Source organism: Marinobacter salexigens (genome assembly GCF_018860765.1).
Lineage (GTDB): Bacteria > Pseudomonadota > Gammaproteobacteria > Pseudomonadales > Oleiphilaceae > Marinobacter > Marinobacter salexigens_A.
This window is the reverse complement of record NZ_JAHKPV010000009.1, coordinates 1-8,803: the sequence shown is the minus strand read 5'-3', so window position 1 is coordinate 8,803 and position 8,803 is coordinate 1. Positions and strand designations below refer to the sequence as shown.

Genomic DNA, 8,803 nt, shown 5'->3' with positions numbered 1-8,803 from the left:
GTAGTGACGAGTTGGAGAATCGTACTCAACGTGGGAGGTCGCGATGGTGATACCACGCGCACGCTCTTCCGGTGCGTTATCGATTTGATCGAATGCACTCGCAGAACCCGTACCCCACACTTCGTGACATACACGAGTCAGAGCAGCGGTCAGAGTCGTTTTACCATGGTCTACGTGACCAATGGTGCCCACGTTCAGGTGTGGCTTGAGACGTTCAAACTTAGACTTAGACATTCGACCAATCCCCCTAATCAACCCAGATAGCAGCGTTGACCGGATAAATAGTGGAGCTCATGACCGGAATTGAACCGGTGACCTCATCCTTACCAAGGATGTGCTCTACCGACTGAGCTACATGAGCATTGCAAATCAAATTGGAGCGGGCAGCGGGAATCGAACCCGCGTCATCAGCTTGGAAGGCTGAGGTAATAGCCACTATACGATGCCCGCGAGCAATTAAGTGGTGGAGGGGGCTGGATTCGAACCAGCGAAGCTTTCGCGTCAGATTTACAGTCTGATCCCTTTGGCCACTCGGGAACCCCTCCGAGTCAGGTGCGATCTTCTGCACCTGTCACAACAAAAAAGTGGAGCTGGCGGACGGAATCGAACCCCCGACCTGCTGATTACAAGTCAGCTGCTCTACCAACTGAGCTACGCCAGCTCACATTCGCTTGTTCAGCGAGGGCGGTATACTACGGATTTTTTTCGGCCGTTGCAACACCTTCACAACGATCGATTTCAATGAAATCAAATTCCGAACCATAATCCGCCTCTAGCGCCTGAGCCATTTCCATAGCGAAATCTGGCTCTGCCTCGAAAGCGAGCGCGTAGCTTATCTGATTTCGGTCGAAGTTGACCAGTACCACGTTAAAATTCTCGTGTTTTTTTTCTTCCAGCACAGATATTGCTGCATCTTGGGACTCAAAGAGCCCCAAAGAAATTGCATTTTTGTTGGGACCTTCAGTAACCAAGTAAGAATCTACCCCTTGATCTTGCATCTCCCGTAGCTGGCGAAGAGCAACATCGGTTGGCTGGGGAGGGATAATCACCCAATGCAAAACGGGCAGCGGCCGATCAACCTCTTGCAACGACAACCTAGAAGCGCGTGTAAGTGCCGGATGGGCTTTGAGGGCCCTAGCGGCATCCAGCGATTGCATCCAGCCCAGCCGGACACATGCGCGCTCGCCCGTCAAGCGACTGGCCGCATCTGCCGCTCCACTTCGAACCTTAAGGCTTGCCACTCGCGGGAGAGTGCCGCTAGCAACGGTGTCAGACCGAGTCGCGGACTTCGATATTGCCCCCAACTGCCAAACGCTAAGATTACAAACAACCAAAACGAGCACCAGCCACTTCATTCTGTAACGACCTGTGCGTCTATCGCAGCCAACCCATCTAACACCAGTGACGGACGGTAAGTTGCTTTCAGACCTAGGCTAAGCAGCCTTTCAGCCCCCCCACCCGTGACCAAAATATCGCGGACACCTGCATTCTTTGAATCACCATGAACCCGACCGATAAGGGCGCTGGACAGCCAGGTCAGACCATGATTAACACATTCACTTGTGCTTTTACCCGGTGAGCTGTCAGAAACATTGCTAGCGTCAAAGCCTATGCGGGCCGCATCCACTTGCAAGCTCCGTCGCATCATATGCAAGCCCGGAACAATAAAACCGCCTAGGTGCTGACCGGAAGACCCCACATAATCGACGGTAATGGCGCTGCCAGCGTCCACCACAATAAAACCTTGCTTACAATCCAGCCAAGCGCCGTACATTGCATGCCATCGATCCGCTCCCATTTGCTGGTAGTTACTATAAGCATTCACAAGCCCATCCCGGCAGGCTTCCGACCAGTAACACCTGATAGGGGCACTTACCCGGTTGGACAGATTTTGCAAAAGGTGCAGCCGTTTTTCCTCAGATGCCACTGTAGATACAGCTACTCTGGAAATAGTTCCAGCGCCAACAGGTAATTCCGGGATAGGGTCAGCGTCTTCGATTCCACCTAACCCCTGCGCTAATACTCCGCCCGCTCCATCTAGTCGCCATTTTAGTCGAGAGTTGCCGGCATCAATCACTAGCCTCATTCCGCCACCCGCAAACTGATTTCTCCAGCACGCACTGGGACAACACTCCCCTCTGGGGTACGAAGTAGATAGTTCCCCGTTGCATCAATACCACAACCCACTCCCTTGATATCTCCGCCCTGCGCCTGAACCATCCGATCACAGTAGATATCACGCTCTTGCCAGGCCGCCCGGAAACCGCTGAAACCGTCGCGAGAAAACACGTCTGCGGCACCGGATACAGCCTCGATCACTGCTGCCGCAAGCTGACTCCTCGACCAGCTTATATCCGGAAACGCCTGCGTTAGGCTACTCCAAGGCTGGTCGACATCGTCAGCACTGGACATATGAACGTTAATCCCAATACCCGCAATCACTTGCACCAAGCCTTCTTGCAACTCCCCCTGCAACTCCACAAGTATGCCACCTAGTTTTCCAGCAGGAAGAAATATGTCATTTGGCCATTTCAAACCAATATTTTTCGCCCCCTGGGTCTCAAGAGCCTCTGCGACAGCCACTCCCAAGACCAAACTAAGCCCATCAAGAACGGCAAACCCTCCGTGAAAGGTTAACCCCATGCTTAGGTAGAGATTCTCTCCGCGAGGGCTACGCCAACTTCGACCTCTCCGGCCTCGCCCGGCCGTCTGAAGATCGGCAATAACTACGGGAAACCTATTATTGCCGCCTTCGGAAATTTGGCGAAAAACCTCAGCATTGGTCGAATCCACCTCATCCAGTACCCGCAAATCGATCCGGCCGGACACGCCGGGATCTAGCTGGCCCACTATCAACGCAGAGTCCAACAAATCAACCCGAGACACTAACTGATAACCTCGCCCCCGAATGGTTGCCACCTCGAACCCCTCATTGCCGATACGCTTTATTTGTTTCCAAATCGCGGTACGGCTCACACCCAGCTGACGGGCAAGGGACTCACCAGAATGAATCTGGCCGTCGCTGAGAAGGGCAATAAGAGCTTTAAGTTTCATCAGAGATTATCCAGCCGGAAGATTTTGTATCGGCGGATTAAACACCAGAAGGGGCTAAAAAACAAAATTGGCGGCCCGACCTAATTCGTCGAGCCACCGAATTCATCAAGGAATAGGTGTTGCGGTGAGGTTTGCTCGTATATTGAAATTCTGCATCTTAACGCCGTAAATAGCAGTCTGGGCGCCACCAGCTTGATGTACAAGATCGACAGTGTTAATAGAAAGCTCTTTAAACTGACTCTGGGCCTTCACAGCAAAACCAAGAGGACGACTATTTACTTCACCCGGCGTAGGATTGCTCACGTAACGGTAGCCCTGCGCTGCCGCAACATCCATAATTTTCTCATCCCCCTTTGAACCGATGACACCTAAAGAATCAGGGCCAGTGGACTTTTTAACGACTTTCGTCTGATACACATCAACGGCTAAGTCCGTGCGAATCCCGAAGGTATTGTCCTCGATACCGTCACCGTCGAAATCGCCTCCGTCACCTGTATAAATATCATTTAATATCAGGCTGGTCCCCGTACCATTGATTGGGTTGTCAGCCCCATCCAACTCCCGGTTTGTCTCCCATGTAAACGCATTCTTTCGGCCATCACCGTCAGCTTTGGCAAGTATCTGTTTCAGGCGGACTGTAACACCTTCTTCTCCTCTGGTTTCCCATATGCCACCGGATGCCTCACATACTATCTGGGTACTACCCGAGCCCCCTGCACAGACATCTCCCGCACCACCCGGGACAATGGTCATGCTGCTTCCGACCTCGTAACTTTGCCGCACAAACCGACCAAAGCTCTTACCCGACGACTTGTCCCCTACTCGCAAGTTGCCAATATCCATGGTGCCCCAGGATTCTCCGGTAACCATAGCTAAACCTTCATCCGTTGCGTCTATTGTCATGTCACGTACATGGCCATCATATTCAAGCTCACTGATCCAAAGGCCTTTCTGACTGATCTCACCGGCTCCTTTATCGTAAGGATCCGCAATGATAGCCGCTTTACCATTCTGGATTCGAACGTCAGAGTTCACCGTGATGCCTTCGCCACTTGCTCCGCCGGCACCAAGGGTTATATGCCCATCGAGCTCAAATTCGTAAGCCGGATAGAAACCAAGCGCGAGTAGCAGCTCAGTACCGCCTTGCAACCGAGCGTCCTCACTGCCGACTTTCAGGCCATTAATTCGATAGCCTGCCTTAACTCCTTCAAAACCGACTCTAAGACCGTCGTAGAACTGGGTGCCACCTCGAACTTCGTTGCGGGTAACATTCACGGTTATGTCACCTCGACCCCATGACTGTAGGCCACTGAATATCACACGATTTCCGTCTTCGGTGAAGCTCAAATCGGCACGGCGCAAGCTCCACTCTGCTGCCAGCCGCAAACCTTGCAGCCCTGCATCTGCATGCCCGCCACCCTGAAGATACACTGCGTTCGTGTATGCACGTCCATTATACGCGTGGTCTTCGAACAGGAAGCTTGCATTCACTTCGCCAATACTACGGCCATCCCTGCCCATCTCAATGGCACCAATATTCAACTCGCCCACAGCAGAACCCAGCGTCAATGCCAATGCTGGCCTACTCTGCCAGTCGGTAGTCACATCAAGCCGCATGTCGTTAACGTTTAGGTAGCCGGTAATGTCCCGAAGTGCCAAAACGTTGCCATCGTCATGATAGAGAAAGGAGGCACTGTGGATGGCTGTTGAGTTGTCGATCCTCAGGCCCTCGCCATCACGACCACCCGCAGTAATATCCGTACTAGACGACAACTCATAGTGGCCACTTAATCCGCCATACGATGCCAGCAGAGCACCGGAACCAACATCACGACTGACTCCGTGATTTGCAGGATTACCACTGTAGCGAATAGCATCGACCTGCCATGTGCCAACAATTCTAGGTGCGTCGAGCTTTAAGGTATCTCCAACCACATCAAGCGTAACGCCTAAAGCCTCAACGTCCATAGTTATGCCGTCGAGAAACACCTCATTGCCGTTGGTTCTATAGCCCAACCGCCCACCAGTCATGGTGTATGCAGAATCAAAGGTATAACCGGCACCCCCGGTGGCACCGCCGGACCTGATATTCAAAAAACCTTCAAGAGAGTGGTCAAAGAAGAGGCCGCCCATGCTAACGCCAGGTGCTCCAGCCAGACGGATATCACCAAATTCGACCCTGCGGTCTTCGACTAGATAGTCGAGGTTAAGGGATGCTTCAGCTCCTATATCCACCTTTATTGTATGATGTGCTTGACCGGTGGGATTTGAAGAAGACCCCACCCGAAACCCTTCAAGATGGACGCCCTTGCCATCATCGTAATAGGATATCCTATCTGCGGTAGCCCCTAGATCCATTTCCAAAGTTATACCGCTTTGCCCGCTAACGGACGCCAACTCCGAATCATCAAGGCTTCTCATGTCAGCGGAGGCTACCGAAAACGCTCCAAGTAGAAAAACTCCCGAATGAAGGGCGAGAATGCAGTTGCGATTCTTGTTTGTCTTCATATTTCGCCTCACCTCTTAGGGATTTCCCGCCGGGAAGACAAGCAGATTACCTTCCATGATGACGCTACCCTGCATCTCTACAGAGAAAATATCCGTTTGCTGAAAGCCGGGGTCAGTTGGCCGGGGAGTATTGCTGGCCGCGATTTTGAAGCGAACATCGTCGAACCTCACAGTATTCGGCAGGCCGAGCTCCAAAACATCCCCATTGAATAGCTCTCCATCGCCTGCGAAACCAGAATCTATGGTTCTCATACCCAGAGTAAGCCCTTCGAACGCAAAACTGCCGCGAAGCTCATCAAGGACCATCCAGCCACCCGTATCCTTTAAGCGATAGGCTAAGCGGGCCCCACACTTCTTTGTTACATCATCACAGCGCCCAAAATAACTGTTTTCTATCGGGCCACCGAGTTCGTTGATGCTGACGTCCCCTGAGAGGTAGATACCGCCTTGCCCGGAGACGTCTGACATAGCATCGTCGCTAATCTGTGTCATCTCGGCGGCAGCTGGCCACGCGAACGCAAACAAGCACAATATAGCCACAGGTTTAACAATTGAGCTGGCAGTCTTCATTGTGCAAGGTCCTTCGTTCGTATACTCAGGTGTTGGATCAACATGCCCTGAACCCGCGCGGAACCGAAATCTTTGCTTCCTACACTAAAATTTCCAATGCTGAAGTTGCTCCTGTACTCGGGATTGGCGTAGTAGGACTCGTAAAAATCCCAAGCTTCAGTGTTGCTGCTACCACGGAGGCCATTTGCGCCGATCTCTCCCGCTGCCGGCTTGCGAATGGCAGCAATATCTATAACAAAGTTACCTCCGCCATCGACATCAAGGAATAAGGGTTGCAGCTGGTTTCCCAGTGCTAACTCCATGACAACATCAGACATGTAAATCCGTGAATCACAGGTACTGCCATCGTGAGCACAAACATCTACAGAGAGCTCAGGCGTGTAAAAATTCAGTTTGAACTGAGCAACCATCTGGTTCCGATCGCCATCTCCCCACAGCCGTAAGTAACTACCATCAATGACAGCACTTTGGGCGTGAATATTGATATTGGCGGAGCGATCGGCCCCTATACCCACATTCATTTGCATGCCAATATCTGCCCGTTCACCGTTATAGTCAGCGGTAGCTGGCCGACTTGAGCAGGTACCGGTTCCTGCTACGGCTCCCGTGCTCAAACAATCGTATCCTTCCGCAGCCGAAACCATTGCAGGAGCAGCGAATTCAAGCACTGCTTTATGGTCTATGCCAATATCATCCCCGTCTACAACATCAATGCGCCAAGGATTAATGAGCCGCCCAAGGTTTACCCCTGTCAGGTTTTCGCCGTAATCACTATTTGCACCCGACACATAAAATCGGTTTACGGTGATATCCACATCCCGTCCATCGGTACTTTTAATGCCAGCAATCCGAAATATCCGGGCTTGGTTGCCAGTCGCATCAGGCTTATCTGTTCCGTGGGAAAACTTAAAATTTTCAAGCACAACGCCAATGGCCGCTCCATCAATTTCCGACATTTCGTTTTCAGACAGCCCCTCAAGCTCTGCCATGGCGCTACCGGCAAGACACAAGCCGAGCGCTGTAGCAGGCACGCATGCAGTTAAACGACCGAACAATCTTTTAACGGGTTTCATCATGGCCACCTAGAACAACCCCCTGCCGCGATCTATGTACTCAGTACGTACACGCTGCGTCCCATTAAGAGCCTCGCTAAGGTTAACTTCAGTTGCGCCGTTCGGAATATTGAAGAACGCGCCTGCCGTAGTTCTAATAAAATCTTCTGGAGTGAAATTCTCTTTTTTCACATCCTTCAGCCAATCAAGGTCTTTTGTTTGGAAGGAGATGAAGGCTCCATCGGCCGGTGCCACGATGCGGCGCTCTCCATTTACTACACCGATTTCTCCAATTGAGAAACTATTGTATATATCCAGATCGAAACAGGAGTCTATGCCAAGAACAAGGCAATCCTGAGCGTACACGTAGATATCACCCCCAGGGCACACAAAGAACGACGTGCAGCCAGGTAGCTCTATTCGGGAACTTGAGCCCGGCGCAATAAAGTTCCTAAGGGCCCAGCGAGTAAAACCGCTCGCACCTTCTAAGACAAACTTCTCACCGTTAGGGATACCAATATACTCGGCGCGGACCGGGTCCAACTCACCAAGATTAGGATCGCCATCGGCCCCATAAACCAGCTCCGCCTTTGTTTGTAGCGGACTACTACCTTCTAGCAATGGCGTGAGCAAAGTGATCAGCCTGTCTGCGACATTGCCGTTGGAATTTGCATTTTTTAGCCCCTCACCTTTATCAATAATATCGATGTTAACGTTTCCAGACAGGGTTTCGATCTTACCGGAGAGCACGCCCATAGCCTCTCCGAAACCTAGCCGAAAGCCGACTATTTCTTCGGCGGCTTGATCGTATGCGAATTCAAAAAAGGGATTGTCTATCATGAAGGGAACAATCTCCCCCTCCGCATAAGCGCTGCCATCTGGCTTACGCTGCTTGGGAGCTTTGGGATTGGCATCGTAATATGCCTGATTGTTGATATAGCCTAGAGCAAAATCTTCGATGTAAACGTCAGAGGTTCCGGGTTTCTCTCCGTCACGTTCGTAACGGCCCACTTCAAGCACATCAACATTGGTTTGGATTTCGATATCCATACCGAGGTTTACTCGTGTATAAGCTGTCGCATCGCTAGTATCCGGGTGATATTGTCGATCGACGGATACGAATGCCTGCCCCGTCACCTCAGACATTTGTTGATCAGATATTGGGCTAAGTTCGGCGCTCAAGGCCGTAGAAAGGGATGAAAGGAAAACCACTGCAATTAGTCTACTCATCGCTACATCTCACAACTACCGCATTATTGTTATGACAGCATACTAACGGTGATTGATGCGTCCTTTGGTACCGGCCTATTTCTATTGCGCTTTGCAAGTTCTTTCCAAGAAGCGTATCAATTATTTACACTTCTAAATGTGCGGCGGTTCAAAACTCAGGCATAAAAAAACCCCCACCGGCTATCCGGAGGGGGTTTTTAGTATTAAGAGTCTGACGATGACCTACTCTCACATGGGCAAGTGCCACACTACCATCGGCGCAGGCTTGTTTCACTTCTGAGTTCGAGATGGGATCAGGTGGTTCCAAGCCGCTATGGTCGTCAGACAAAACGGTTGATCACTGGGGGATGAGATAGAGAGTTGTGATGTTGATTTTTTCGTTGTTGCGT

The 8,803-nt window shown here is 51.3% G+C and carries 8 protein-coding genes, 4 tRNA genes and 1 rRNA gene; all 13 read right to left on the bottom strand.

Features of this window, described 5'->3' with window-relative positions:
- On the bottom strand, positions 1-234 hold a 234-nt coding region (locus tag KO508_RS08200), incomplete at its 3' end, for a GTP-binding protein (protein WP_252738006.1).
- A 51-nt stretch (positions 235-285) separates the two neighbouring features.
- Positions 286-361, bottom strand: a tRNA-Thr gene (locus KO508_RS08195).
- 14 nt (positions 362-375) lie between these two features.
- Positions 376-450, bottom strand: a tRNA-Gly gene (locus KO508_RS08190).
- A gap of 11 nt (positions 451-461) precedes the next feature.
- Positions 462-545 (bottom strand) — tRNA-Tyr (locus tag KO508_RS08185).
- A 40-nt stretch (positions 546-585) separates the two neighbouring features.
- Positions 586-661: transfer RNA gene (locus KO508_RS08180), tRNA-Thr, on the bottom strand.
- 31 nt (positions 662-692) lie between these two features.
- Entirely contained in the window at positions 693-1,355 is a 663-nt protein-coding gene (locus KO508_RS08175; protein WP_252738005.1) for a hypothetical protein, read from the bottom strand.
- A complete protein-coding gene (locus KO508_RS08170; RefSeq protein ID WP_216007859.1) occupies positions 1,352-2,086 on the bottom strand; it encodes a type III pantothenate kinase in 735 nt (244 codons plus the stop codon). The genes KO508_RS08175 and KO508_RS08170 overlap by 4 nt, the downstream gene beginning before the upstream one ends.
- Positions 2,083-3,054, bottom strand: coding sequence for a biotin--[acetyl-CoA-carboxylase] ligase (locus KO508_RS08165; protein WP_216007858.1), 972 nt, complete (start codon positions 3,052-3,054; stop codon positions 2,083-2,085). Before KO508_RS08165 ends, KO508_RS08170 begins: the two co-directional genes overlap by 4 nt.
- Positions 3,055-3,159: 105 nt before the next feature.
- A complete protein-coding gene (locus KO508_RS08160) occupies positions 3,160-5,562 on the bottom strand; it encodes a DUF6160 family protein (RefSeq protein WP_216007857.1) in 2,403 nt (800 codons plus the stop codon).
- 15 nt (positions 5,563-5,577) lie between these two features.
- Entirely contained in the window at positions 5,578-6,132 is a 555-nt protein-coding gene (locus KO508_RS08155; protein ID WP_216007856.1) for a DUF6160 family protein, read from the bottom strand.
- Entirely contained in the window at positions 6,129-7,205 is a 1,077-nt protein-coding gene (locus KO508_RS08150; protein ID WP_252738004.1) for a hypothetical protein, read from the bottom strand. The genes KO508_RS08155 and KO508_RS08150 overlap by 4 nt, the downstream gene beginning before the upstream one ends.
- Positions 7,206-7,214: 9 nt before the next feature.
- Positions 7,215-8,414, bottom strand: a complete 1,200-nt coding sequence (locus tag KO508_RS08145) for a DUF6160 family protein (RefSeq protein ID WP_216007855.1) — start codon at positions 8,412-8,414, stop codon at positions 7,215-7,217.
- Positions 8,415-8,623: 209 nt separating this feature from the next.
- Positions 8,624-8,739, bottom strand: a 5S ribosomal RNA gene (gene rrf / locus KO508_RS08140).
- Positions 8,740-8,803 lie beyond the last annotated feature (64 nt).

Excerpts from the sequence above, each read along its gene's own strand:
- KO508_RS08165 (WP_216007858.1), bottom strand. The coding sequence starts at position 3,054 with ATGAAACTTAAAGCTCTTATTGCCCTTCTCAGCGACGGCCAGATTCAT.
- KO508_RS08145 (WP_216007855.1), bottom strand. The coding sequence starts at position 8,414 with ATGAGTAGACTAATTGCAGTGGTTTTCCTTTCATCCCTTTCTACGGCC.
- KO508_RS08160 (WP_216007857.1), bottom strand. The coding sequence starts at position 5,562 with ATGAAGACAAACAAGAATCGCAACTGCATTCTCGCCCTTCATTCGGGA.
- KO508_RS08175 (WP_252738005.1), bottom strand. The coding sequence starts at position 1,355 with ATGAAGTGGCTGGTGCTCGTTTTGGTTGTTTGTAATCTTAGCGTTTGG.
- KO508_RS08170 (WP_216007859.1), bottom strand. The coding sequence starts at position 2,086 with ATGAGGCTAGTGATTGATGCCGGCAACTCTCGACTAAAATGGCGACTA.
- KO508_RS08155 (WP_216007856.1), bottom strand. The coding sequence starts at position 6,132 with ATGAAGACTGCCAGCTCAATTGTTAAACCTGTGGCTATATTGTGCTTG.
- KO508_RS08150 (WP_252738004.1), bottom strand. The coding sequence starts at position 7,205 with ATGAAACCCGTTAAAAGATTGTTCGGTCGTTTAACTGCATGCGTGCCT.